This window comes from Shewanella sp. Pdp11, from assembly GCF_002838165.1.
Classification (GTDB): Bacteria; Pseudomonadota; Gammaproteobacteria; order Enterobacterales; family Shewanellaceae; genus Shewanella; species Shewanella hafniensis.
Genome location: NZ_CP015194.1, coordinates 4296061 through 4320349, shown reverse-complemented (window position 1 = coordinate 4320349; position 24289 = coordinate 4296061). Strand labels below are relative to the sequence as shown.

22 protein-coding genes are annotated in these 24289 nt (G+C 46.4%); 10 read left to right on the top strand and 12 right to left on the bottom strand.

Annotated elements, in window-relative coordinates; translation table 11 throughout:
* Position 1: 1 nt before the first annotated feature.
* Positions 2–1198 (top strand): GAF domain-containing protein, encoded by a 1197-nt coding sequence (locus AYJ58_RS18990; RefSeq protein WP_106651314.1) that lies wholly within the window; start codon positions 2–4, stop codon positions 1196–1198.
* Here AYJ58_RS18990 and AYJ58_RS18985 read toward each other — a convergent pair.
* Positions 1182–2390, bottom strand: coding sequence for an IS4-like element IS10A family transposase (locus AYJ58_RS18985; RefSeq protein WP_001206290.1), 1209 nt, complete (start codon positions 2388–2390; stop codon positions 1182–1184). The two genes, AYJ58_RS18990 and AYJ58_RS18985, sit on opposite strands and share 17 nt — an antisense overlap.
* A 136-nt stretch (positions 2391–2526) precedes the next feature.
* Between AYJ58_RS18985 and AYJ58_RS22245 the strand changes: the two genes are divergently transcribed.
* On the top strand, positions 2527–2787 hold the full coding sequence (locus tag AYJ58_RS22245; protein WP_106651874.1) for a hypothetical protein: 261 nt from the start codon (positions 2527–2529) through the stop codon (positions 2785–2787).
* The gene (locus AYJ58_RS18975; RefSeq protein ID WP_106651313.1) at positions 2780–3358 is read left to right on the top strand and encodes a biliverdin-producing heme oxygenase; all 579 of its coding nucleotides are present in this window, start codon (positions 2780–2782) and stop codon (positions 3356–3358) included. Before AYJ58_RS22245 ends, AYJ58_RS18975 begins: the two co-directional genes overlap by 8 nt.
* A 1324-nt stretch (positions 3359–4682) precedes the next feature.
* Here AYJ58_RS18975 and AYJ58_RS22145 read toward each other — a convergent pair.
* The 4 genes from AYJ58_RS22145 to istA form a co-directional block, all read right to left on the bottom strand.
* A complete protein-coding gene (locus AYJ58_RS22145) occupies positions 4683–6002 on the bottom strand; it encodes a methyl-accepting chemotaxis protein (protein WP_106651312.1) in 1320 nt (439 codons plus the stop codon).
* Between the two features lie 50 nt (positions 6003–6052).
* Positions 6053–8596, bottom strand: coding sequence for an EAL domain-containing protein (locus tag AYJ58_RS18965; RefSeq protein ID WP_106651311.1), 2544 nt, complete (start codon positions 8594–8596; stop codon positions 6053–6055).
* A 134-nt stretch (positions 8597–8730) separates the two neighbouring features.
* The gene (istB, locus tag AYJ58_RS18960; protein WP_106651310.1) at positions 8731–9477 is read right to left on the bottom strand and encodes an IS21-like element helper ATPase IstB; all 747 of its coding nucleotides are present in this window, start codon (positions 9475–9477) and stop codon (positions 8731–8733) included.
* A 10-nt stretch (positions 9478–9487) separates the two neighbouring features.
* Positions 9488–10891: an IS21 family transposase gene (gene istA, locus AYJ58_RS18955; protein ID WP_157825787.1), complete on the bottom strand. Its 1404-nt coding sequence runs from the start codon at positions 10889–10891 to the stop codon at positions 9488–9490.
* Here istA and AYJ58_RS18950 point away from each other — a divergent pair.
* From AYJ58_RS18950 to AYJ58_RS18935, 4 genes are all read left to right on the top strand, one after another.
* Positions 10874–11467, top strand: a complete 594-nt coding sequence (locus tag AYJ58_RS18950; RefSeq protein WP_198555518.1) for a methyl-accepting chemotaxis protein — start codon at positions 10874–10876, stop codon at positions 11465–11467. The two genes, istA and AYJ58_RS18950, sit on opposite strands and share 18 nt — an antisense overlap.
* A 310-nt stretch (positions 11468–11777) precedes the next feature.
* Entirely contained in the window at positions 11778–12722 is a 945-nt protein-coding gene (locus AYJ58_RS18945) for a thioredoxin family protein (RefSeq protein WP_001260106.1), read from the top strand.
* Positions 12723–12724: 2 nt separating this feature from the next.
* Positions 12725–14113, top strand: coding sequence for a conjugal transfer protein TraH (locus AYJ58_RS18940; protein WP_106651307.1), 1389 nt, complete (start codon positions 12725–12727; stop codon positions 14111–14113).
* Positions 14114–14116: 3 nt separating this feature from the next.
* Complete coding sequence (locus tag AYJ58_RS18935) at positions 14117–17686, top strand: conjugal transfer protein TraG N-terminal domain-containing protein (RefSeq protein WP_106651306.1); 3570 nt, start codon at positions 14117–14119, stop codon at positions 17684–17686.
* A gap of 32 nt (positions 17687–17718) precedes the next feature.
* Here AYJ58_RS18935 and eexR read toward each other — a convergent pair whose 3' ends face one another.
* Genes eexR through AYJ58_RS18900 form a run of 7 tightly spaced genes read right to left on the bottom strand, consistent with a single transcriptional unit; the run spans position 17719 to position 21391 of the window.
* On the bottom strand, positions 17719–18150 hold the full coding sequence (gene eexR / locus AYJ58_RS18930) for an entry exclusion protein EexR (protein ID WP_106651305.1): 432 nt from the start codon (positions 18148–18150) through the stop codon (positions 17719–17721).
* Between the two features lie 54 nt (positions 18151–18204).
* Positions 18205–18738 carry a FlhC family transcriptional regulator gene (locus tag AYJ58_RS18925; protein ID WP_000566752.1) on the bottom strand — a complete coding sequence of 178 codons (534 nt, stop codon included), beginning with the start codon at positions 18736–18738 and terminating at the stop codon, positions 18205–18207.
* Positions 18735–19034 carry a flagellar transcriptional regulator FlhD gene (locus AYJ58_RS18920; RefSeq protein WP_000210563.1) on the bottom strand — a complete coding sequence of 100 codons (300 nt, stop codon included), beginning with the start codon at positions 19032–19034 and terminating at the stop codon, positions 18735–18737. The genes AYJ58_RS18925 and AYJ58_RS18920 overlap by 4 nt, the downstream gene beginning before the upstream one ends.
* Positions 19031–19579, bottom strand: coding sequence for a lytic transglycosylase domain-containing protein (locus tag AYJ58_RS18915; protein WP_054103863.1), 549 nt, complete (start codon positions 19577–19579; stop codon positions 19031–19033). Before AYJ58_RS18915 ends, AYJ58_RS18920 begins: the two co-directional genes overlap by 4 nt.
* Positions 19566–20228 carry a DUF6475 domain-containing protein gene (locus tag AYJ58_RS18910; RefSeq protein WP_084998224.1) on the bottom strand — a complete coding sequence of 221 codons (663 nt, stop codon included), beginning with the start codon at positions 20226–20228 and terminating at the stop codon, positions 19566–19568. The genes AYJ58_RS18915 and AYJ58_RS18910 overlap by 14 nt, the downstream gene beginning before the upstream one ends.
* Positions 20215–21084, bottom strand: a complete 870-nt coding sequence (locus AYJ58_RS18905) for a hypothetical protein (RefSeq protein ID WP_054103861.1) — start codon at positions 21082–21084, stop codon at positions 20215–20217. Before AYJ58_RS18905 ends, AYJ58_RS18910 begins: the two co-directional genes overlap by 14 nt.
* A 55-nt stretch (positions 21085–21139) precedes the next feature.
* The gene (locus AYJ58_RS18900; RefSeq protein WP_000451746.1) at positions 21140–21391 is read right to left on the bottom strand and encodes a helix-turn-helix domain-containing protein; all 252 of its coding nucleotides are present in this window, start codon (positions 21389–21391) and stop codon (positions 21140–21142) included.
* Positions 21392–21508: 117 nt separating this feature from the next.
* Here AYJ58_RS18900 and AYJ58_RS18895 point away from each other — a divergent pair, with 117 nt between their 5' ends.
* The 3 genes from AYJ58_RS18895 (at position 21509) to AYJ58_RS18885 (ending at position 24281) form a co-directional block, all read left to right on the top strand.
* Positions 21509–22156 (top strand): LexA family protein, encoded by a 648-nt coding sequence (locus tag AYJ58_RS18895; protein ID WP_054103860.1) that lies wholly within the window; start codon positions 21509–21511, stop codon positions 22154–22156.
* A 256-nt stretch (positions 22157–22412) separates the two neighbouring features.
* Entirely contained in the window at positions 22413–23999 is a 1587-nt protein-coding gene (prfC, locus tag AYJ58_RS18890) for a peptide chain release factor 3 (protein ID WP_106651304.1), read from the top strand.
* A gap of 90 nt (positions 24000–24089) precedes the next feature.
* Complete coding sequence (locus AYJ58_RS18885) at positions 24090–24281, top strand: hypothetical protein (protein ID WP_106651303.1); 192 nt, start codon at positions 24090–24092, stop codon at positions 24279–24281.
* Positions 24282–24289 lie beyond the last annotated feature (8 nt).

Sequence of the window (24289 nt, the reverse complement as noted above, 5' to 3'; positions counted from 1 at the left end):
CATGGAGAAACTACTCAGCCTTTGCGAACATGAACAACTGCATCTCACCGGTGCGATTCAACCACACGGTGTTTTGATATATGCCAATGCTGCAGGTGTTATCACCCATTGCTCTGCCAATGTCGAAAGCTTGGTTGGTGTTGCGCCAAAAGCCTTATTGGGGCAGCCCCTTCAGGCTGTTTTTGGAGAGGTTGTTATGCCAATAAACGGAGACAATCGCTGTGTCTACACCGAGCGTGCCTGGGAGTTTAATGGCTATCTAGATTTTTGCATCAACATGTCTGATTCAGGCGATTATTCCATTGAAATCTATCCGCATTTTGCATCGGATAATAAAAACAATAAAGAAGTTCAATTGTGTGAAATGCCACAACATGAGTATCAAATAACGCAGCAGCGAAATGAGCTATTGGAAGAAGTTGCGAAAATGACCGGATTTAAACGGATCATGTACTATCAGTTTGTCGAAAACAATGATGGCGAAGTCGTGGCTGAATTTTGCCATTCTTCAGTTGATGGTAGTTATTTGAAACTTCGTTTTCCTGCTAGCGACATTCCTCAAATCGCTCGAGATCTGTACATTAAGAATCCATGGCGAATGATCCCTGATGCCGCAGCGGATGCTATTGCAGTCCTATCCTTCGAGCAAGCAGCACCTGACTTGACCTACTGCGACCTGCGAAGTGTTTCTCCGATGCATAAAATCTATTTAGCGAATATGGGCGTCCACGCCTCACTCTCTTTTCCGGTCGTGGTAAACGGCAATTTGATTGCATTGGTTGCTTGCCATGACAATAAACGTAACATTGTGCCGTATGCAATGCTGGAAGCTTGCCGTAGTCTCGTTAGTCGATTCTCGATGAGCTTGTCTGCATATACTGCCTATCAACGAATGTGCTTGGTCGATGGGTTGAATAGCAGATTTAAACCAATTCAATTGCTACTGCAACGCAATGGCAGCCTTGTAGATAGTTGGCAAGAGTTGGCTCCGTGGATCCTCCAAGAGCTTAACGTGAGTGGTGTTGTCGTGATCCACGATAATAAAATTTTAAGACATGGACTGACACTAGAAGACAGCGCTTTGAGCATTGTGGAACAAGAATTTATCAACTCTTCAGAGTTAATATGGTCTAAAGATTGTTTATCACGCCAGCTTTCAAGTTTTGTGCTGAAGGATCCCCTCATAAATCAGCCATAGCATAGCCATATTTGAGCAACTGATTGGCGAATAATACCCAGGCCGCCAGCAATTCTTTCTCCGTGATTTGATAATCAGGCCGCCTGAGTACCTCCAATCCCAAGCGAATCGTTGAGAGTACCGTTCGATGCCCAATGGTATTGGCCTGAAAATGCTTATCCCAGCCCTGTTGCTGTGCGTGTAAACCAACTAGCCACAACAGGCATTGAACCATCAACGCTATCAGTAGGATGATGTCGAATCGCTCTGGACTGTTGGTACGACTTTGGCGTAAGCCAAAGCCGTATGCCGGGCTTTTGAGGTCACGAAAGGTTTCCTCTATTTGCATACGTTTGGCGTACAGGTTTACCAGCTGCTTTGGGCTCCGAGATTCTGGTGGTAAATTGCTGGCTAACACCCAAGGCTCTTTCGCCGATGTTGAGTACGTTTTTGCCGATGGATGGTGGCAATTAGTCCTCGTTGAACGCTGATTTGTACGCCCCTTAGGTTTGCTACGATAAAGCGTGAGATGGCAATTGATAGGGTTAGTTTTGGTCAAGGTCTTACAACCCAGGCTCTTCGCTTGACCGTTGGCCAAGTCATGTGTACTGCGAACTGCACGCCAATTTTCAGCGCCAATATCTGCAAATTGAACTGTACCGCGAATACGGCTTAGCCAAAACCAACCATGCGCCTCAACCTCTTTGTACCAAGGCACTTTGAACCCCGCGTCAGTCACGATGAGAGGGGTAACATGCAAAGGTAAAATCTTGGCTAAGTCCGCTAAAAAACCGTTGTGGGAGGCCTTAGAGCATTGTTCTGATAGGGGATAGGACTTCTCATACAGGGTAATAGAGCGGCCATTGAAGGCTATTGAGGCGCGCAGGGCCATGATGCGTTTATGCTCTCGGATGTCTGACCAATCGACGAGCACAATCGGCATAGGGTTACCAGAACAGATGAGGCTGGCATGCCATTGGTAGACAGCTAACCGTTCTTGATGCAGATGCGTGTTGCCGAGCAAACGATCAATGCGCTTGATGTTGTGCTTGGTTCGGGCCGTGGTTGGTAAATTTCGACCTAACTCAGTCAAGGTCAGTGTCTTACATTCAATCAGTGCCTTAGAGGCCAGCATCAAGCTGTTTAATCGTTTTAGGTGAAGTTCTGGGCAGTATTGGTGTAAAGAATGTTGTAGGATATTGGCTTCGCGCATCTTGTTGTCCAAGTGTAGTTTTTGGCGAAACCATTTGATCATGCAACAAGATGCGCTTCCACCCTAATTTGATGATTTATTTGTAAATCATCAGGGGATTCTTCAGAGTTTTGTGTTAAGTGAAGTTGCCGGGGTTATGGCAACCAGAATCGGTTCGGACTTAAAAAACATGACTCGTGTTTACTTATGCCAACAGGAACAAATACAAGAAATAGCCTGGGGGGGTAATCCAGAGAAACCGGTGGAGTTTCATGATGGAAAACTAGGTATTTCGCCACGCCGATCTTTTGCTAAATGGATAGAAAAACGCGTGGGTTATAGTTGTCCGTGGGACAATAGGAGCCGATTGTTGTTGTTGAAGTTAAGAGAGTTGTTGAGCGGTACGGTTTATGGCTAAAGCGCACCTTATTTTACGAGAGGCGACACATGAATGGCACCAACGTGTTGAAGAGCTTTCATTGTTTAAGAAACTGATGTATCCGGAAGTTTCTGTTGAAGATTTGCTTGCAACGCTTAGTCTCTTGTATGCATTTTATGAGCGTGTTGAATCAGCTATACAACCATACTTTTCTCAGACTTCCACGCTACCCTATAACTCAAAGAAGCGGGCTCTGGAAGCGGATTTGACACTATTGGGTGCTCTAACTCAACAAGTTCCCGGAGTTTTTGAAGTCAAAGACGTCGCCGTTGCTTGGGGCGCTCGTTATGTACTGGAAGGTGCATCTCTTGGTAGAAAAGTCATAGCACGACATCTTAAAAAGCGGTTACCTGCCATTGCTTCTAGCTTACAGTTTTATCAGCTAGAGCCTGATGTTGAAACCTCTTGGAGTCACTTAGTCAGTACGTTAGAAGCGGAGCTACAAACGCCTGCACAAATTGACCGCGCCACAACGGCTGCTTGTGATACGTTTGAACTCTTGTACAACCTAGCTAAATTGCAGCGACGTGATATCAAAAAACGTCTGTAATCGGAAATCCATGGTCACAACTTGACGGGATTTGAGTCTCTTTAATAAAGATGAACTGATTGAAGTTTGATATGAGTCGCCATCCATATTGATTTGAAAAACGTAAGCCCCAGCCAGTAGTCAGATGTTCTGCGGATCTTATGAAACATTTTTATGACTGGAGCAAACAGGGACAAGGCTTGAAGAAAATGGGAAATGCCGGATGCATTTAACAAAACAGATGTTTGCAATTACCTTGAAGCAGAGATTCGTTTATTCAATAGCGCCAGATCTGAACAGCTGCAATTCGCTCAAAGCGCAGATCGGTTCTGTGCCAGAAGCGGATATTCACTAAGCTTCGATTAAATCTGCGCTTTTCACTGAAAGCTGACATTCCTGACAAAAACTGAAACGGAGCTCTCGAAAATTTCGATACATTCACGAAATTCCAAATGGTTTATATGGGAAGTGCTATCCATGTCTATTTTGAACTACTAACCAGTTTGTATTTGTCAGTCAGTAGTATGCAATCTTGTCAAATGTTATATATGTATTTTCAAATTACTTGGTGTGTTTATTCACGCTTTGCTCGTCCCATAGCTAGGTACTCGCTACCAAAGGTTTGAGATTGATGAATTTTTACGTTAGCGTTGCAGTATTTTAAAAACTCAAAAGGGTTGTCCCTGCTTAAAAGCGTGGTTTTTCCTTTTGATGAAATTGTTAGCAGTAAAGAGGTTCTGATGGACTTAGCTAAGAAATTTTATTTTGCTTGGTGTGATAAAGTAAATGCACGTAAGAAAGAGCTTGAAAATACCTGGAGAAACTCTAAAGCCTATACAAAGACAATTATCCATTCAAACAGCTTTGTGCACCTTATCTGGAGCTAAATATTCTCCATAGATTTCATTCGAGCAAAAATCATGGGTTTTATTTAGGTAAACTGCCTCGCTGATAATGACTATCATGACAGTCAAAAACACACTTAATTTTAGTTCAGTTTTGTAAAGCATAAACTACCTATAAAGACTGGTACAGATAATGCTCTTATTTGGAATACTGTGGTGGATAGTTAGGTAAATATGAATTCTGCTTTATGTTTAGTCAGGTTCTGATGTGCTTTGACATTTATTGAACCTATATCCGGCGCAGCTCGAAAGATTGGGTGGCCATCAGTGATCACTTTCTCCCTTCCTGCCAGAAGAAAAAGGCTAACACTGACGGCCTGAACGCATTCATTGAATTATAAACTAACGCTGTTTTATCTGTTACTTTTTCAAAGATTTTAAGGCTAAATGTTGTCCGTAATCCTACCTCCAAAGAAAGGATAGCACGAGGAATGGAGCGGTTATGGATCTAAGTGATTGGTAAATTGCCCTACAGCACTAACAACCTTCTTAGCCCCATCCTGGATCTCAACCATCACCGAACCCGATTGAGCGGAGAGTTCTAGCGCATGATGAGCCTGCACCTTTCCTTGTTCGATAATCTTTACCGCTTGTTCAGCTAGTTTTTGGTTTTGGAGTACGACATCAATAATCTCTACTGTCGCTTTAGTCGTGCGAGATGCCAGATGGCGCACTTCATCTGCCACCACCGCAAAACCGCGTCCCTGCTCACCCGCTCTTGCTGCTTCAATCGATGCATTTAATGCCAGCAAATTGGTTTGGTCGGCAATACCACTGATACTTTTGATTATGGTACCTATAATTTGCGATTGTTTATCTAACGCGGCAATACCGGCGGACGCGTCTTCCATTTGCTCAGAAAGCTCCTGCATCACAGTAACCGTTTCCTTTAACACTTCGCTGCCACGAACTGATGCTGCATCGGTATGTTGCGAAATTTCATAAGCAACATCTGCCGCTTGTGCTACTGCTAACTCGCGATCAACTTGTTCGGTAATGACGGTCGCAAATTTCACAATCTTATAGAGCTTTCCATGTGAATCGGATATGGGATTGTAAGACGCTTCAAGCCATACGATATCACCACGGCTGTCCAGACGCTGAAAGCGCTCGGCGACAAATTCTCCTCGGTTTAATTTCGCCCAGAATGACCGATAACGATCAGAGTTATACTCCTGCTCTGTACAAAATAGACGGTGATGTTTACCCACGATCTGTGCCAGACCATAGCCCATAACGTTGAGAAAACGATTATTGGCGGTAATAACATGACCGTTGAGGTCAAACTCAATCACGGCTGTAGAACGCTGTAATGCTTCAATAAGGTTCTCATGCTCCTTGGATGCTTCAATTGTCCTAGTCAGGTCACTGGCATAGATGGAGACATGCAGAACTTTACCTTTCGTATCTTGTACTGGTTGCAAAATCACTCTTAACCAGGCTTCTTCACCATTACCACGGTACACTTGAGCGGCCCCAGCCCAATGCTTACCTTGTTGGAGCGCTTCTTTCATTCGCCGGAAATGATCAGTTTTTTGCGCATAAGGAGGTACAAGCTCAAGCCACGATCTACCCATCAACTGACTACCGCTGTATATCATTTCTTGTTCAAAGTTTGAGTTAACCGCTGTTATGCTTCCTTTTGGGTCCATAATTACGGACAACATTTCACTATCTAAGCTCCTTTGAACTTGCTGCAGAGAAGACAATTCTTCTTGTAGCTGCAGAACTTGTTCCTTTAACTTTTTATTTAAAAACATTTCGAACTCCCGTCGACACAATGCACTTCAATAGCAAATAGTATGAACATTTAGACTGTTTTTGCATTTTGGATCCATTGCTCCAAGTCAATGGAGCTTAGCGGTTTTGATAGTAAGTATCCTTGAGCAACATGGTAACCTTGCCCCTTCAAAATCTGATACTGACCTTCCTCTTCAACACCTTCTGCGACCACCTTTAATTGCAAACTTTCACCAATCCGCAAGACTGCATCGCTCAGAGCACGGCTGGTTGCATCATTTTCTAAATCCAGTACAAAACTTCGGTCTAACTTTAATTCATGGATTGGTAATCTGCGTAAGTAGCTTAAACTCGAATAACCGGTACCGAAATCATCCATTGCCAAGCGTATCCCTTGAGCGTGAACCTCATTGAGCACTTTCATTGTGCTGGGATTTGTGTCGAGTAAAACACTTTCTGTCAGCTCTAATGTTAAATCGCTCGCTTGCAGGTTATGTTGAGTTAGTGTTTGCGTTATCATTCCGCACAAGTCTAAGTTATGGAAATTACTAGGCGACAAATTCACGGAGATTGCAGGAATGTTGATCCCTTTTCTTCTCCAGATCGCCATTTGCTGACAGGCTTCTTTAATAGCCCAGTGGCCCAGAACTCCAATTAACCCGCATTCTTCTGCAAGTGGGATGAAGCGAGCTGGAGATACTGTTCCAAACTTAGGATGTTCCCAGCGAGCCAACGCTTCAACGCCATATAATCTACCTTCAGACATGCTTATTTGAGGTTGAAAGTGTAGTTTTAGTTCGTTATTTTCTATCGCTTCTCGCAAAGCATTTTCGAGCTCCTGGCGCTCTTGAGCCAACTGATTCAGTTCATGACTAAAAAAGCTAAATCGGCCTCGACCAGTGCTCTTCGCCTGATACATGGCCATATCTGCACGATGGATAAGTGAGCCTATGTCATGGCCATCTTGTGGGTATAAACTAATCCCTATGCTGGCAGAAGGTGACAAGGTAGAGCCTCCGATCTTGCAAGGCTGCGAAATATTGAGCTTTATTTCCTCAATAATTTCGGTGACATTACTCACTTCACATCCTGGTAAGACGACGACAAACTCATCACCGGACAAACGACCAACAATGTCGGTTTGTCTACGCTGAAAGCTCAAACGCTCTGCAAATTGTTGGAGTAATGCATCACCGGCGGGATGACCAAGTGAATCATTCACCTGCTTAAACCGATCAATATCTATAAAGAGAACAGCTAAAGTCGTCTTGCTTCGTTTGGCTTCAATAAGCGCATGCTCAGCCTTTGCGTGTAACAAGCTGCGATTTGGAAGCTCCGTTAAACTGTCATAGAACGCTAACTGACGTATATTCTGACGGCTTTCTTCTCGCTCCATCGCCAAAGTGCACAATGGAACGATGGCTTCAACTAATCGCTGATGAAATGCTGATGGTTGGCGCTTCTCTTTGTAATAAAATGCCAGGGTTCCAACACATAACCCTTTGCTGTTTTTAATGGGGGTAGCCCAGCAACTTTTGATGCCTAGAGGAAGAATGTCCGCTCGAAGGTCCATCCATAACGGATCGGTTTCAATATCACTTACTACAACCGTTTCTCCGCGAAACGCCGCCGTGCCGGAGGTTCCTACACACTCGCCTATTGGCATTCCTTCGAGCACGTTTTTATAAGCCTGTTCCAGGCTAGGTGCTGCTAGAGGGTGTAACTTATTTTCATCATCAACCTGAAGCACCGCTGCTATAATTTCAGGAGCTATACGCTCAATTTCTCGACACGCAATTTCCATCAAGTTCTCAAGAGGCTCTTCTCTGGCCATCGCATCGAGAATGCAATGTTGCATAACTTCATGCATTTTCGCGCCTGTGATATCAGAAAGAATACTCACCGTATGCGTCAAGCTATTATGATCATCAAGAATGGGATTGACAGTGATGCTGCTCCAGATCCGCTCGCCACTCTTTACATGTGTCAACTCTTCCGACTTAGCGGGCAGCCCATTAAGCAATTTTTCATGCACTTTGGCTATTGAGGTCTGAGATAAATTCGGAGTAAGTAAAGCCGTAGGATGAAGTCCTTCAACCTCTTTTGCCGTGTAGCCGAACACTTTTTCAAATCCAGCGTTTACATAAATAATCTTCCATTGTCCGTCAGTGATAATAATTGCACTGTCCGTTTGGTCTGTCACCAGAGATAAAAGCCGTAACTTTTCTTTTTCGTAATACTGCTGAGTTACGTCTTTAATAAAGGCTGTATAGAGAATTTGCCCCTCGCTCTCTACCTTCGAGATAGACATTGCACCCCAGCGACAACCGCCATCTTTACGGTGAATTGGTACATCTCGACTAGTCCCTACAATTTTGTTAATTCCGGTTGTTCTATTTGCATTGATGTAACTGTCATGTTCTGTTCGGATATGCAGAGGTACCAAAATTTTTACGTTTTCCCCAATCACTTCATCCCTGGAATACCCCCACAACTTTTCAGCAGCTGCGTTGAACAGGACTATACAGTTTTGAGAGTCAATGACGACGACACTGTCTATAGCCTGCTCAAGAGTTTGAATAAATATGTCTGACAGATTACGTGCAATTGGCATTTTATTTCCTTACAAAGCTATCAGTTAAAAACTTTTTTTTGCAAAAAGACCATCATGTGCGTATTTCGGTTTGTCCGGCCAGCTGTTTCGGTATCGTCCGGCCATCTGATCTTTTCTTCGTAACCCCTCACTTTTTAACTTACTTCCGCTGGTTCAGCCAGACTTTTTTTCCGTTGCGATTCTCCTGTTAATTCCAGTCGATGGGCGTTGTGGATCAATCGGTCTAACAGCGCATCTGCTACCGTCGGATTTTCCATGAGTCCATACCATTCACTGACCGGTAATTGGCTAACGATCACTGTGCTGCGTTGCTCGTATCTGTCTTCAATCACATCCAGCAGATCGCTGATTTGTTTACCCTTAAATCCTTCTAACCCCCAGTCGTCCAGGATCAATAGGTCCAGCTTTTGCAACTGGCTTAATTGCTTTAAATAACTGCCATCGGCATGCCCCAGTTTCAACGCTTCCATCAGGCGACCCAGTCGGTAGTACCTCACCTTTTTATTCTGTCTGCACGCTTGTTCTCCCAACGCACAGGCCAAATAGGTTTTGCCGCAGCCTGTTGCTCCCGTGATGAGTACGTTTTGGCCGTAGTTCAGGTGATGCCCTTGCAGCAGGGGGGTCAGTTGCTCTGGTCGTATGCCGCGTCGTGCCGGGTATTTCAGCTCCTCCGGACTGGCCCGAAGTCGCAGCCCAGCATCTTTGCGCAGCCTCATCAGGCGGGTGTTGTCGCGTGAGAACTGCTCTTGCTCCACCAATAAGCCCAATCGTTCTTCGAAGCTCAAGCCGTTGTAGTTATGCGGATTTTGCCGTTGCAGCTCCAGAGCTTTGGCCATCGCCGCCATTTTCAGCTGGCGTAATTGTGTCATGATCAGATCCATTATTCTGTCCTTATTGGTAGTGGTGAGGACCACGTAAGTTGGTGTGTATAAGTGCTGGGGCGCTACTTTCGGTGTCAGGTTGAGTTTGATCGAAGCCGTTTTTCAGCAAGTTTTTAATAAAGCCGGTGAACGTCGCCTGTTGTTGCAGTGCCATGCCGCAGGCGCGTTCCAGCCGTTTGCTGCCATAACTTTTTTGCAGGCCAAGCAGTGCCAGACAGGTGCGCTGTGCCAAGACCGGATGAGCTTTACGCTTCTCTATCGCCAGCACCACGCCTAGCGTATCCGGCCCTATTTTCTCTGCCCATTGCCTTAATCGCTCTGGCCCCCATTCCTGATGCGCGGCGTGGGCTGGTGGCAAGTGTGATAACTCCGAGGTTTGACCGAAGGCTTTGCTACTTCGCACATGCTGCGCCACACACTGGCCTTTGTGATGCACCCAGATCATGGTGGCAGTGGCCTGTATTTCCAGCCGCTCACCGCACAAGGCATGCGGTACCGAGTAGTAATGTTTATCGAACTGCAGGTGGTAATCCGGTCCCACTTTGGCCACTTTGTATTCGGTGTATTCATACGGGAATGCAGGCAGCGCTTTGAGCGCAGGCTGGTCAATTTGTTGGAACAAGTCTTTACGGCTTAATCCGTTATAAGCTTTCATTGGCCGCTCGTTTAGCTGGTGATTCAGCAATCGGATCGCCTGATTCAGTGCCTCCAGCGAGTAAAAGATCTGGTGGCGAAGCCGCGCTAATACCCAGCGCTCAACAATCAGCACAGCACCTTCTACTTTGCTTTTATCCTTTGGTTTATAAGGACGCGCAGGCATGACGGTGCATCGGTAATGTCGCGCCAGTGCCTGGTAATCACTGTTGATGGTCGGCTCAAACTTGTCAGCTTTGGCCACAGCAGCCTTGAGATTATCCGGCACCAATAAGGTCGGCACACCGCCTAAAAAGCTCAGGCAACGGCTGTTGGCCATCAGCCAGGACTGCTGATCCTGCCCGGCACAGGCTTCGATATAGGTGTAATTGGATGCACCTAAGGTGGCCACGAAGATGGCGGCTTTGCGGATTTCGCCAGTGCGCGGGTCGACAATGGGCACCGTGGGGCCACAGAAATCGATAAAGAGTTTCTCGCCTGCATAATGCTGTTGGCGCATCGAACGGCGCTGCGAGCCTTTCCAGCGGCGATAATGTTCGCAGAATTGGGTATATCCCAGCGCTGCGCGGCCATGTTCAGCTTGGTACTCCTGCCACAATAACTGCTTGGTTAGCTTCGGATCTTTTAACTCCAAAGCGTATCCATCAACGCAGCCGAAACTTCTACCGCCTCTGCTGACGGACTGGCAATTGCCAACTCCGGCAAACAGGTTGTTGATGAAAATGCCAGCACCATTAATGAATTGAAACGTCTCATTCACTCGGCGTCGCAGGTCATCAATAACGTTGCCATAAGCAGCAATGAAATTGAAAAAATCCTCGACGTTATTCTCGCCATTGCCGACCAGACTAATTTGTTGGCGTTAAACGCAGCCATTGAAGCTGCACGAGCAGGTGAGCTTGGCCGGGGCTTCGCGGTTGTTGCCGATGAAGTGCGCTCTTTGGCCAATCGCACCCAAGAATCCACTAAAGAGATCCGCGGCGTCATTGAGCAATTACAAAGTGGTGTCCGACAAGCCGTCAGTGCCATGCGTTCCGGTGAAGCGGCAGCGGAACAGAGTGTGGCAAAAAGCCATGCCACGGCGCAGGCTCTGGAAAATATCCTGAATGCGATTAGCACGATTTCCCGCATGAGCGAGCAAATTGCGCGGGCAGTAAATGAACAAACGTCGGTGGTAAACTCGGTCAGTGAAAGCGTGCTTATTATAAAAAGTAATGCGCAGGAAAACCTCGATGCCGTTAAATTAAGCGGAAAGGTTGCCGAAAAGACGGTCAATATCACCAGAAGATTGGATCAGCTAACCAATCAGTTCTGGGCGACACAGCAAGGGATCTAGCCATGCGCACCCTAAACTAAACCTGATTTATCGCTCGGAACAGGAGCTGCAGGCATACTTATCCGAGCACAGGCTGACTGAATGTCAGGTTTCAAGACAAAGCCGAGATTCGTTTTTTCGTGAGCGCATGTTGTGAGCGTCCGCAACTCGCTCAAAGCGGTCCAATCATAAATTTGGCTCGTTAAAATTAGCTGTTGTTACTGGTCACAACAGCTAGTCAGAAAAACACACGATTCATTCATCTATCTGGCCAATCGCTCTTACCGGGATCATTAGCATGTTAGCTCTATGAAATTTTCTGGAGCTGACAATGAGAACCCCCTTGTTCCCTTGGTTCATCCTATGGGTGACCATCCCAATCATTATTTTCTTTCTATTCATCCTGCCCGCCCATGCTAGTGATGGGCAATTCTATCAGCGTGGTCAGGAAGGCTGGTTTTGGTATCAGGTCATTCCTGAGCCAGCGGAGGATGAAGAGCCTATAAAGCCGGAATCAGGTGCGGCAGAGTCGAGTCAGAGCGGGCTAAAGCCTTTCAGTGCTGCCTGGTTCCGAGAGCACATGCAGTCGTTCATGGACAAGGCAATTGATGAGCCGACGAATGAGAATGTCAGAGCCTATCTGTATCTCCAGCGAGTCATGATGGATAAGGGCTCACAGTTTGCTGATGTTAGTCAGCAGGTTGTCATGGGCGATCCTGTTTTGGATGAAATCAGTCGTAGACCCTTGGCGACCTATGCTGCCAATCGGATGGATCGAGAAGCTGGCGCTCAACGGGATGTTGCTTTAGGTGAAGTAGCAAAACGGGCTGGCTTGTTCTTCTTCTATCGTTCGGATTGCCCTTATTGCCATGCTCAAGCGCCTATCATCGAATCCATGGCTTTGAACTACGGTTTCGAGGTGTTTGCTATTGCTGTCGATGGCTTGCCTTTACCAAGTGGAGAATTTCCAAATTACAAAGTCGATTCAGGACAAGCTCAATCCTTGTCCGTTACGACTGTTCCTGCGGTTTTCTTAGTTGACCCGCCTAATGTCATCACTCCGATTGGCCAGGGCGCAATGAGCCTTGATGAGCTCAATAATCGAATCATTCTTGCAGCCCATCAAGCCGGTTGGATTGACGATCAAACTTACTATGCCACCAGACCTGTTCAGCCCGGCGTTTCACTCGCGATGTCAGCCCAAGAGCTTAACGAAAAAATATTACAGGACCCTGAGTTCCTTGTTCGCTATCTGCGTGCACAAGGAGGGTTATAACGATGAAAAAAGTATTCCAAGTATCGCTAATCGCCTGTGCGATTGGTTTTTCATCTATGAGCCAAGCAAGCTTGCAACAGGAGATGAATCAGTTGTTTGGTTCAATGACCAACACCACTGCGCCTGGTGTATTCGAGAGTCAGCGGCGTGGCGTTATATCTGGTGGAAGTGTTGTTGTTCGTAACAGGATCATGAACGAAAACCTCGTCTCTATGGTGCCTCCGTCATTCCAAGCTGGTTGTGGCGGCATTGATATGTTCGCTGGAAGTTTGTCATTTGTTAACGCGGATCAGTTTGTTCAATTACTTCGCTCTGTAGCGGCAAATGCCAAGGGGTACGCATTCCAATTGGCGCTCAGTGCTATGTGTGAGAAATGCTCCCAGCACATGGAGACACTGCAAAAGAAAATCCAGCAGTTGAACGAATATTTTGGCAATTCCTGTCAAATGGCTCAGGGAGTCGTGAACGATACTCTGGCTGCTTTTGGTAAGAAGGGGCAAACAGAAGCCAGCATGTTGAGCTCTCTCAAAGGGGCTGGAGACGTTTTTACCAGTTGGAGTGAGTCCAACGGTAAGAACCCTTATGAGAATGCTTCAAGTGTCGCGGCATCTGATGTGAACAAAACGATTAAAGGTAACTTGGTCTGGCGAGCACTGAAACGTCACTCGGCATCAAGCTGGTTTGCATCGGGGGATGATCGTTTTCTTGAAGCGGTTATGTCGGTGACTGGCTCGATCATCGTTGGTGATTTAGCGAATGCGGCTGATGGTCAAGGTAAAGCCCCAAAACTGACCAGACTGAATGGCAATAAAGTGACTATTGAGCATCTAATTCATGGCGGTAACGTCGCTATGTACCGATGTGACACAGTGATACAAGACGGCTGTCTAAATCCGACAATCACTAACGTGACCCTAACCGGGTTATCAACTCAGGTCGAAAATTTACTTCTTGGTACAGGTTCTAGTAACGGCATTATTTTTAAGTTTGCTCGAAATACTGGGGCAGCTAGCACCACCGAAAAGGCTTTTATGGCCTCGGCTCCCGCGAGCATTGGCGGCATGATTCGAACACTTTCTGCATTAAATGAAGGTGCCGCTAGGTCGTTTGCTTCACGAACGGCACCATTTATTGCTGTTGAGATGGCGCGAGCATTGGTTGAAGACATGCTCAATGCAGCTAGAAGTACCTCCGGTGTGGAAGATCATGCCTATGCGAAGTTATTAACGGAAGACCTTGAACGTGCACGTCGCCAAATCAATGAGGAGTACGCCGCGTTGCAGCGAAGATACGGCTCAGAGCAAGAGTTGCTGGCACATTTTAACCAGGTGATTCAGACCATTCGCAAACAGCGTTATTACACCGTTAAATCTACGGCGCTGGGGGAATAGGTCATGTGGGAAATCTATTCCATCGGGGATTCGGCTTTTTTAGAGCAGGTCCTGAACGCTGTCGCGATGATCACTGGTACAGGCGATTTTACTTCAATGGTTCGGATTGGCTTGCTCATTGGGGTATTGATGGTCTCTGTTCAGGCCTTAATGCAAGGTGGTCGTGGGATTAACTTTCAGCACGTTTTAGTCTCATGGCTAGTCTTTGCAACCATGTTTGGACCCAGTACCCGAGTGAGCATTGAGGATGCGTACACGGGGCAAGTTCGAGTGGTTGATAATGTACCTATCGGTGTTGCTGCCGCAGGCAGTACGATTTCGACTGTTGGCTTTCAAATCACGCGATTGTTTGAAACCGCCTTCTCAACTCCCGCCATGACGGAATACGGCTTTGCATCCAGTTTACAGTCACTGATTAAAGTGAGAAAACAGGTGATGGATCGCTCTGGTTTGGGTGATGCAAATCGTGTCGCCGGTTCGGACATCGAGCAATCGTGGTTTAACTACATCAAAGAGTGCACCTTGATTGGTATCGACATTGGACAAAAGAACCTCGATCAGGTGCTGAGTGACCCCAACCCGATGACTGCGATTAGGTTTGATTCGCGCATTTATGGCACTCGAATCATGCTCAGTGGTAGCAGTAGCGATCTGGACTGCACCGACGCCTACAGCCAACTGAAACTCATGACAGAATCAACCTTCATTCCAAGGCTTAAACAGGTTCTGTCAGCCTCATTGGGGACTTCGTCAGCAACGGACACTGATGACGTGATCCGAAATGCACTGAATAACCTTGGTTTGGCTTCGGTTAACACCCAAGAGTACATGACCGCGTCAGTGCTTTTGCCTATTTATGAACAAAGCGTGACGGGCAAGTATATGGATGATCAAGCTTTCACCGCAGCCGTTATGGTTAACCAAGCAATTGAGCAGCGCAATACGCAATGGGCGGCGGAGCAGACCCTGTTCCAAAGCATTGTTCGTCCGATGATGACGTTTTTTGAGGGTTTCATTTACGCCATCACCCCATTGATGGCCTTTGTGATAGCCCTTGGCCAAATCGGGATGCGAATGGCCGGGAAGTACTTGTTAATCCTGCTTTGGATTCAACTTTGGATGCCTGTCATGGCCATCATTAACCTGTATATTCATTTAACCGTTGCAGGGAAAATGTCGGCTCTTGATGCCTTTGCAGGTACAGAAGTGCCATCTTTTGCTGGGATGATGCAGATGGATTCAGTGCTGCAAACCTGGATAGCTACTGGCGGCATGTTGGCGTCGAGTGTTCCGGCAATTTCGCTCATGCTCGTGTATGGCTCAGCAATAACCGCAACCCACTTGGCTGGACGTCTTCAAAACGGCGATGCCATTGATGAAAAGCTGGCTAGTCCAGATGTCTCAAAAAATGCCCCGGTGATGCAATCACAGTCAATGTTCCAAAATTCAGCCCTCACTGGTTCTGCAATGACCGGTGCGTCAAACTTACTAAGCAGTTTCTCTGTCGGAAACGCAGTGGGTTCAATGGTCGGCTCTGCAAAAGAATCCATGACTCAGGCAACTCAAGCCTTTAGTCGTCAGGTTGGCAATACCATGAGTCGAACTTTTGGTGAAAAGCTAAGTTACGACAACCTTTCTTCGGTTGGACGTCAGATCGGTTCTTCTAATTCCGCATCTAGCGCCGTTGTTAATCAGGTTACTGATGACCTGCAAACACGGTATGGTTTCGGAGACGATAAAAAAGACGCTGTACGTGGCTTGGTATCTGGCGTGTTATCGGGAGGCCTAAGGGTCGGTGGCGATGGAACTATTACAAATACCGGTGATAAAGAAGTAGCAGACAAAGGGTTCTTGGGAAGATTACTTGGTACAGGGGGGAATGACTCCCCACAAGGTAGCTTGCCTGGAGTCGATAAGCCTGAATCCTCAAGAGTGCCAAAAATATCACGGTTACGAGCTGGGTTGGATCTAGGTGGTAACTTTAGTGGCCAAGTTGAGTCATCAGAAGGCAGTTCTCGATCTACGACCGCAAATACGCTCACTGGGGAGATGCAAAGCTTGGCATCAAGTGATTCACGACGTGCTGAGTATCGCGATGCAATGGTTAAGGACCTTTCAGATTCAAGACGTTCTGGCGTTGAGATGTCCTTGTCTAACCAAGACTATCAGTCTCTTCAGAGTTCAGCACAAGACGTTGTCACGGCATCAAACCGCTTTAGTGAGCTTGATCAGGCCAGCTACAGTCTATCAGGACAAAGAAATACTGATGGTGCGACGTTAACCCGATTAGCGGCGGATAATCCTGAAGTCATGGATTATTTAGGTCGCTATATGAACCAGCATGTTGAAGCCGGTAACCGATTACGTGAAAACCTTCCAATGTATCAGCGCTTGTTACCTGATGATAATCAGGCGTATGTGGCCGCAGCTATGGAGTCTTTAACCTATAGCAATTCTTCAACGCCCGCTGAACGGGACAATGATTATCAAGCAGCAATGACTGTTATGGCCATGGCTACCGGAGCCGATTTACGATCAATTCAGCCGCGCTCAAATGAAGGCTTGTCATCAACTGCACCTACTTTTGGTGGTACTCAAAGCCAAGTTGAATCGGGTGTATTGGGCGGCTACGAGGATGCAGCAACAGTTCAAACTCAGTTCAACGCAGCTCAATCGGCTTACCAAACCAATCTGTCTGGTATAGATGGACAGTTGAATGCGCATCAGCAGCAAGCTCAGCAGGCCGTAGCTACTGACACAAGTACCTATCAATCTGGACTAAACAGTGAAGCTGGATCTCAGTGGCGATCACGCATTATGGCTGATGATAGCGGAGTTTCTGGTGCTGAAATGTTCTTCAACAGCGCCAGTGCTATTGGTGATTTCAGTGGCAAGCATACTGATGCAGCACTGCATACCTTGAATCACTTTGGCGAAGACTATGAGAGTTACAAAGAACAAGCGCTTGAAGATCCTGGCTCACGAGGTTTCTTGCACAACGCTACGGTGGCCAGCAAATCAACCTGGGATGGCTTAAAAGCCGCCGTTGATGCAGGAACCTCTTTGGAAAACCCATTGACGGCGTTTAATGATGCATACAGTGGATCGAGTTCGCAGTATGCTTCCGAAGTAAACTGGGGCACTAAGTCTGAAGCCATGTTGGCGGGGGCATTCGGTGCGGCAGTTAACAATCGATATGGTGAGTTCCTAGAGCAGTATGCTGATGATTTTAAAAAGGAAGCATACAGCGAAGGGCAGAGAATGGGATTGACCCCGATTCAAAGTCAAGTGTTCGCTCAAGCTTTCAATGAAGGTTTGGCGGGGCGCGTTTTCAACTCTGAAGACTCATCGAGTTGGTCGCCTGAAATGCTTGGTCTAAGGGAGCAAATGCTAAATGAGTATCGTCAAAAAGATGAGAGCGGTGCTTACATCCCCGACAGTGTGTCCGAAGAAGATAAAGCATTTGTGGATAAGCAGATTGCAGTGATCTCAAATGCATCCCTTGCTGGAGATTATGCTCAGAACAACTTGATCGATATTAGGGCCTATAACCAGGCTTCAGGAAGGAACTAAAAACAGAAGGTAGCCAGCTTGTGATGGGCTGGCTATTTTTTTGGCCTTTTGGGGAGGATAGATGAGCGACCGTCTGCAAATTCGTTTACCCAGTACCAATATTTTTTTTCGCTCAGGCTTAGTTCTCGACCGGTATCTTTCAGTTGTCTTTGAAATAAATGGATTAGTCCGCTTAAGCCTAAGAAGGCTAAACCGACACATAAAATTGTCCAACTCGCTTGCCAATATGCGATTGCTACAAGCATAGTGATGATGGCTATAAGTCCGATGGGATTACAGGTCGCTTTGAATCCCAAGTAGCTGAAAAAAACGACGGTGCAAATCAGAAATGGCAAAGCCGCTAACTTGGCAGATGCCGTTAATATTTCTGAGGGAAAAAAATGAGCCGCAGCCAAAGTCGCCAGAAAAAGCCCCAGTGATATAAACCAGCAGCGTGCTGGTAAAGATTTAAGTAATTTTATCATCTTAGTACTCTCAAAGTGCACGGGCGGTGCACAATCAAATCATGCATCAGCATGTTAGTTCTCAAAAAGTGCTCTAGTGGTTTGCTCGGCCATAATCTCACACACAGGACATTTAAGCTGAATGCGCTGTTGAGATACCGTCAAATACAGACTGCCGCATCGACACCGGTGTAAGGATGCAAGCTGTGATCTTAAATCACGAGCTAGAACCCAACCTTCATTGATGGTCAGTTTTTTCCAGGGGATCTCAGCTGGAAGATCTGCCTCTTCTCTTGCAACCAAGTACGCATCGTAAGCCTTCATCAAAGCATCGATATTTAATTTCTTGTAGACATTATCACCACCAATATTGACATAAAGCGCCATCAGCAGGGAGCCTTCAACTAGGGCTCTTCTGCTTTTAACGATGGCATCAGATTCTGGCAATTGACCAGGACAAGGTGACTTGCCAGTCACTTCTTTGTGCAGCCTTCTGATAATGTGGATTGGCAAACCTGTATCGAGCGCGATAATGGTCGTTCGAAATCCGTACTTAATAAGCAGCGAGGCTCGGGTAAACAGCTCACTTTTGGACAGGTTATCAATCATGCATCCCCCTTGTTGTTTAGGGTTGATAATAAATAAGCGATTCTTGGGATACCTGTACCTTTGCTCTTCACCATCTCAATCAGTTGGCTTTGGTTACCCCTTGGTTGAAACAGCATGAATGATGAGGTCGCCACTCGTTGCAGGTCGTCAACACCGGCATTAATCAGTGCATCCACCACGTCGCGTGTAAGTCCAAAGCGCAAGACGGCCTCTTGCGGATCAATGCGCGCTAATTCTCGTGCTGCGTGTAGGTACGCCAAATTTAATTGATAGAAGTCTTGTTGATTGGTTGTCATTGACGGACCTCCAGTTCATGTAAAATATTGCGATAGATAGAAAGCACTCTTTGCCCATACCAGCGTGCACGCTCTTCGTTCCAACTGTGATAGCGGCCTATGCCAAGCTCTAAATCATTTGGTGAAGACTTGATTGCTTCGGCCAAAATACTTGAGCCGACCGTAAGGTTGGTGATGGGGTCTAGCAGTTCCGCTGCTGAGCTCACCCGATGCCCATGCCAATGCAAATTGATTTGCATTAGGCCAATATCGAGCTGGTATTTTTCACTCTCTTGCAGTGCTTGGTTTAACAGTTGCTCCGCTTCTGTCTTAGATTTGGCGTAGGTTGCATTTGAACCATTGCGAATTGCGTATGGCCATGGACTGGTCATGTTGAGACCTCGATTTGAGGCCGACTCAGCCAAGGCAACGGCGTAGAGCATGACAGGATCAATACCAACGCTTTGTGCTGCTTTTTCCCACTGATAGCCCGGAAACGCATAGACTGAAGTGCTTGCGGACATGGCTATCACTAGGGCAATGGTTTTTGCTTTAATCGTTTTCATTTTTGTCCTCTAATTCATTTCCGAGAAGCGCCTGAATGGCTTTCGGGCTTATTCTTTTTAAAGGCACTGCGCTAAAGTCAGCGATGCCTCTCGTATAAACTTGTGCCGCTTTTGACCAGTCGCCTACGGCAACAGGCGCTTGCATATCAAATCCTTTTTGCTGGTTCTGATGGTCTGCAATACCCTGTAATAGCCTTGGGTATTCACCCACTTCGTCCCGTAGCAAGTAAGCCTGGTAGCGTGTTAAAAACTCTTTTTGCTTAAAGGGGTATTCCCTGTCATCAACCTTGCAGAGTTCAACCCATCCACCCATGTCTGAAATCACGCGGTGGATAAGCGCATCGTCAAACATCACGGATGTCCAAGCGCCAACCTGACGAACAGCCTTGTCAACTTTGTTCCAAGCAACCATGGCTCTTGAACCTGAGTTGCCGTCGATATGCTTGATGACGTCAGCGGGCTTTGGAAAAAATTGCCCAGTATCCGGTGATTGAATATGCCGAGTCAGACCGATTCGCACTTCTTCAATGCTATAAGCACGAAGGGCTTCAAATGCGATGGATAGCAATTGTGGTGATACGCTTTTGCCATACATGGCCCAAGCTGCTCCCCAAACTTCAGCAAACTCGCGTTTATCAACCTCCTGCACTTGAACGAACCTCCCGAATACCTGGTCCGGCCCAGCTTTCAGCAATGCGGCGATTGCTTTCTTCAATATTCAATTGGTGATTGCTGCCCTTTAGGCTCGTCGATGATTGCTGTACTTCATCAATGCGAACGTACTCGTCTTCCCATTGCCGGTTTAAAAGCCAGTTATGTGGCATAGGGGTCTTAGTCCGATCTTGATACTGTAATCGGTTGTCTCGTTGCTCTTTCCAGCGTGTTAGCACTTCCAAGGCGAGTTCATGGTCTTCATTGAGTCCCATGCGTAGCCATTCTTCTTTGGCTTTCGCTTTTTTTTCTTTGCGTATTTGTACATCCCAGAAGTCTTCAAACTGTATGTGGTCAACAGTTTTAACTGTTGCTTTATTGCTTCTCTCAGAGTCATCCGACCGTTGAGAGTCCCTTACCGGGTTGCCATCAGGCATAAACAATGATGAAAATTCTTCTGGTAGCCGAGCTTGAAAAGCGGCAAGAGATTTCAAAAGCGATGCCATACCAATGAAGTCGGCAGGTACATCTTTAAGCAACCGAAAGGCTGCCTTACCTTGGTTTGGGTTTTCGATTGGGTTGTGCTTCAGAAAGCTTCGAATCAAAGTCCAACCAGATTCCTCGCAACGAATCAGGAACTGATCTTGTTCTAACTCACTTAACGCCTTGGCAACCTGTTGCTCATCCCAGTTCAAGTCAGAAGCAACGTAACCAATCGGCAGTCGAAAGCAGCCAAGCAAATTACAATGCGGGCATGTAAGCAAGTACAGTCCTAGCAACTTCGCTGAGTCACTCCAGGACAAAACATTTTGCTTTAGCCAAAAGCGGGTATAGACCTTGCCATAATCACGCATGGAGGTACTCGCTTTTGTGTTTACGTAAAATGCTGACCATTACTTGCCCTTAATCCTACTGGTTACTGGCTTTCAGCTCGCTTGGGCATTCGGGGTAGATGTCCGGTCTTAACTGGGATCGGGTTACCTGTCCTTGCGTAGCTTGTTCGATGGGTAAAACGAATTCAGCGGGAACACGCCCTGATTTATTCAACCAAAACCAGACGTTTTGCTGTTTTGAGTTGATGGCTCGTGCTAATGCTGATTGCCCGCCGACCAAGTCAATGGCACGGCGGAGATGTTTTTGTGTCGTGTTGAACACTTCCATACCGTCTCCTGTTACAATAATAACTGTTACAAGATTGAATGTTACAGTTTAAACTGTAGATAAGTCAACAGTTAAAATTGTTGAAAGGCTACAGTTTTATTTGTAGAATACGGGCTTATGAAAACTTTATCCGAACGACTAAACCATGCCTTGCAGCTTACTGGGGTGACTCAGTCTGAGTTGGCTCGACGCATTGGTATCAAACAGCAGTCGATCAGCCAGATTTGCTCTGGTAAATCGGCTAGGTCTCGTTACACCATGCAGATCGCGGAGGCGCTTCGCGTGAATGCTCATTGGCTCGCCACAGGTGATGGCGAGATTGGCTTGGGGGTCGGTAATGTAGAAGTTGGGCCTGACATTAAGGGAAGAATTCCTCTCATTAACTGGGTTCAGGCCGGTGATTGGACTGAAATAGCGGAGGGATTTGCCCATGAAGATGCTGAGGAGTGGCGTGACGTCACTGGGAAAGCACATGAGGGTTGTTTCGCACTTCGCGTAAAAGGCGACAGTATGGAAAATCCAAGCGGAAAAAAATCCATACCTGAGGGAGCAGTGATCGTTGTTGATCCTGAGTTACCTTATTCATCAGGTTCATTGGTTGTTGCGCGTTTGGATGATTCGAAAGAAGCAACCTTTAAGCAGTTGGTTATTGATGGTGAACAGCAGTACCTAAAACCTTTGAACCCGCAATACCCTGCAATACCGATCAACGGCAACTGCACCATCATTGGTGTAGTACGACAAGCTATCATCGATTTTTGGTAGCGAAGGAATTTGTGGTTTAGCCACAGTTGTTCATGAGCTGAAGAAGCAACGATTGCAAACAGCTACAACTGAGCATTGGCGCACGCTGAGAGTAAATGGTAACCGATTAGATAACCATTGATTGTTTATAAAGTCAAGATCAGCGAAAATAGCGGCCAATTACGATTAACACGACGGATTTGACAAGCGAAGAACTGAAAAGAGAGTACTTCCAAAAGTGTGTACAAATCCGTGTACAAACTAAAAGAATTTATACATGGCAAACCAAGATTTTCTTAATGAAATCAATAAGCGAAGGACCTTTGCTATCATCTCGCACCCCGATGCGGGTAAAACAACCATTACCGAAAAAGTGCTATTATTCGGAAACGCTTTGCAAAAAGCGGGTACGGTTAAAGGCAAAAAATCGGGTCAGCATGCTAAGTCTGACTGGATGGAAATGGAGAAGGACCGTGGTATTTCGATTACTACGTCTGTTATGCAGTTCCCCTATGGTGGCGCCCTCGTTAACCTACTCGACACGCCTGGTCACGAAGACTTCTCTGAAGATACCTATCGTACGCTAACGGCTGTTGACTCCTGTCTGATGGTCATTGACTCTGCAAAGGGTGTAGAAGACCGTACTATTAAGTTGATGGAAGTGACCCGTCTGCGTGATACGCCGATCGTGACCTTTATGAACAAACTCGACCGTGATATCCGTGATCCTATCGATCTGATGGATGAAGTCGAAAACGTACTGAATATTGCCTGCGCACCTATTACTTGGCCTATTGGCAGCGGTAAAGAATTCAAAGGTATTTACCACATACTGCGTGATGAAGTCGTGCTGTATCAAAGTGGTATGGGGCATACTATCCAAGAGCGTCGCGTGGTGAAGGGTATCAATAATCCTGATCTTGATAAAGCGATAGGCAGTTATGCCGCTGATTTACGTGATGAAATGGAATTAGTGCGTGGCGCGTCGAATGAATTTGATCATGCGGCTTTCTTGAAAGGTGAGCTGACGCCAGTGTTCTTTGGTACCGCGTTAGGTAACTTTGGTGTGGATCATATTCTTGACGGTATCGTTGAGTGGGCACCTAAGCCATTACCGCGCGAAAGCGATGCACGCGTAGTTATGCCTGAAGAAGAGAAATTCACTGGTTTTGTGTTTAAAATCCAAGCAAACATGGATCCAAAACACCGTGACCGTGTCGCCTTTATGCGTGTTTGTTCTGGCCGTTACGAGCAGGGCATGAAAATGCACCATGTGCGTATCGGTAAAGATGTTAACGTCAGCGATGCATTGACCTTTATGGCGGGCGATCGTGAGCGTGCTGAAGAAGCTTACCCAGGCGATATCATTGGTTTGCATAACCATGGCACTATTCGTATTGGCGATACTTTTACCCAAGGTGAAAAGTTCCGCTTCACTGGCGTGCCTAACTTTGCGCCTGAAATGTTCCGCCGTATCCGTCTGCGCGATCCACTCAAGCAAAAGCAACTATTAAAAGGCTTAGTACAGTTGTCTGAAGAAGGTGCTGTGCAAGTATTCCGCCCAATCGACACTAACGATTTAATTGTTGGCGCCGTGGGTGTACTACAGTTTGAAGTGGTTGTTGGACGTCTTAAGAGCGAATACAACGTTGAAGCCATTTACGAAGGTATCAGCGTTTCGACCGCTCGCTGGGTTTATTGCAAGGATGAGCGTAAGCTTGAAGAGTTCCGCCGCAAGTGTAGCCAAAACTTAGCACTCGATGGTGGTGACAACTTAACCTATATTGCGCCAACTATGGTTAACCTGAATCTTGCAATGGAAAGATATCCTGATATTGAGTTTGCGAAAACCCGCGAGCACTAATTAGGTCAGGTTCAAAATAGTGGTTGAAATGGCGGTGAATTCACCGCCTTTTTTGTATCTAATGAAATCTAAAAACGGTTATGGATGTGAATGATGGCGAATTGGATCACAAAAACATGGCAGGTTTATATCGATTGGTGCGACCGTATGGGGCTGACACCCGAAAATCGTCGTTGTTGTATGCCACGCCTTGAAGATCCGCCATTAGCGATAAAATGCGCTAAAACGACAGCAGCTGATGAAACGGCAGCGCATTCAAACGGTCAATCGACCGCAGAGTGAGGTATTTG

Excerpts from the sequence above, each read along its gene's own strand:
- AYJ58_RS18990 (WP_106651314.1), top strand. The coding sequence starts at position 2 with ATGGAGAAACTACTCAGCCTTTGCGAACATGAACAACTGCATCTCACC.
- AYJ58_RS18985 (WP_001206290.1), bottom strand. The coding sequence starts at position 2,390 with ATGCGCGAAGCCAATATCCTACAACATTCTTTACACCAATACTGCCCA.
- AYJ58_RS22245 (WP_106651874.1), top strand. The coding sequence starts at position 2,527 with ATGGCAACCAGAATCGGTTCGGACTTAAAAAACATGACTCGTGTTTAC.
- AYJ58_RS18975 (WP_106651313.1), top strand. The coding sequence starts at position 2,780 with ATGGCTAAAGCGCACCTTATTTTACGAGAGGCGACACATGAATGGCAC.
- AYJ58_RS22145 (WP_106651312.1), bottom strand. The coding sequence starts at position 6,002 with ATGTTTTTAAATAAAAAGTTAAAGGAACAAGTTCTGCAGCTACAAGAA.
- AYJ58_RS18965 (WP_106651311.1), bottom strand. The coding sequence starts at position 8,596 with ATGCCAATTGCACGTAATCTGTCAGACATATTTATTCAAACTCTTGAG.
- istB (WP_106651310.1), bottom strand. The coding sequence starts at position 9,477 with ATGGATCTGATCATGACACAATTACGCCAGCTGAAAATGGCGGCGATG.
- AYJ58_RS18945 (WP_001260106.1), top strand. The coding sequence starts at position 11,778 with ATGAGAACCCCCTTGTTCCCTTGGTTCATCCTATGGGTGACCATCCCA.
- AYJ58_RS18940 (WP_106651307.1), top strand. The coding sequence starts at position 12,725 with ATGAAAAAAGTATTCCAAGTATCGCTAATCGCCTGTGCGATTGGTTTT.
- AYJ58_RS18935 (WP_106651306.1), top strand. The coding sequence starts at position 14,117 with ATGTGGGAAATCTATTCCATCGGGGATTCGGCTTTTTTAGAGCAGGTC.
- eexR (WP_106651305.1), bottom strand. The coding sequence starts at position 18,150 with ATGATAAAATTACTTAAATCTTTACCAGCACGCTGCTGGTTTATATCA.
- AYJ58_RS18925 (WP_000566752.1), bottom strand. The coding sequence starts at position 18,738 with ATGATTGATAACCTGTCCAAAAGTGAGCTGTTTACCCGAGCCTCGCTG.
- AYJ58_RS18920 (WP_000210563.1), bottom strand. The coding sequence starts at position 19,034 with ATGACAACCAATCAACAAGACTTCTATCAATTAAATTTGGCGTACCTA.
- AYJ58_RS18915 (WP_054103863.1), bottom strand. The coding sequence starts at position 19,579 with ATGAAAACGATTAAAGCAAAAACCATTGCCCTAGTGATAGCCATGTCC.
- AYJ58_RS18905 (WP_054103861.1), bottom strand. The coding sequence starts at position 21,084 with ATGCGTGATTATGGCAAGGTCTATACCCGCTTTTGGCTAAAGCAAAAT.
- AYJ58_RS18900 (WP_000451746.1), bottom strand. The coding sequence starts at position 21,391 with ATGGAAGTGTTCAACACGACACAAAAACATCTCCGCCGTGCCATTGAC.
- AYJ58_RS18895 (WP_054103860.1), top strand. The coding sequence starts at position 21,509 with ATGAAAACTTTATCCGAACGACTAAACCATGCCTTGCAGCTTACTGGG.
- prfC (WP_106651304.1), top strand. The coding sequence starts at position 22,413 with ATGGCAAACCAAGATTTTCTTAATGAAATCAATAAGCGAAGGACCTTT.
- AYJ58_RS18885 (WP_106651303.1), top strand. The coding sequence starts at position 24,090 with ATGATGGCGAATTGGATCACAAAAACATGGCAGGTTTATATCGATTGG.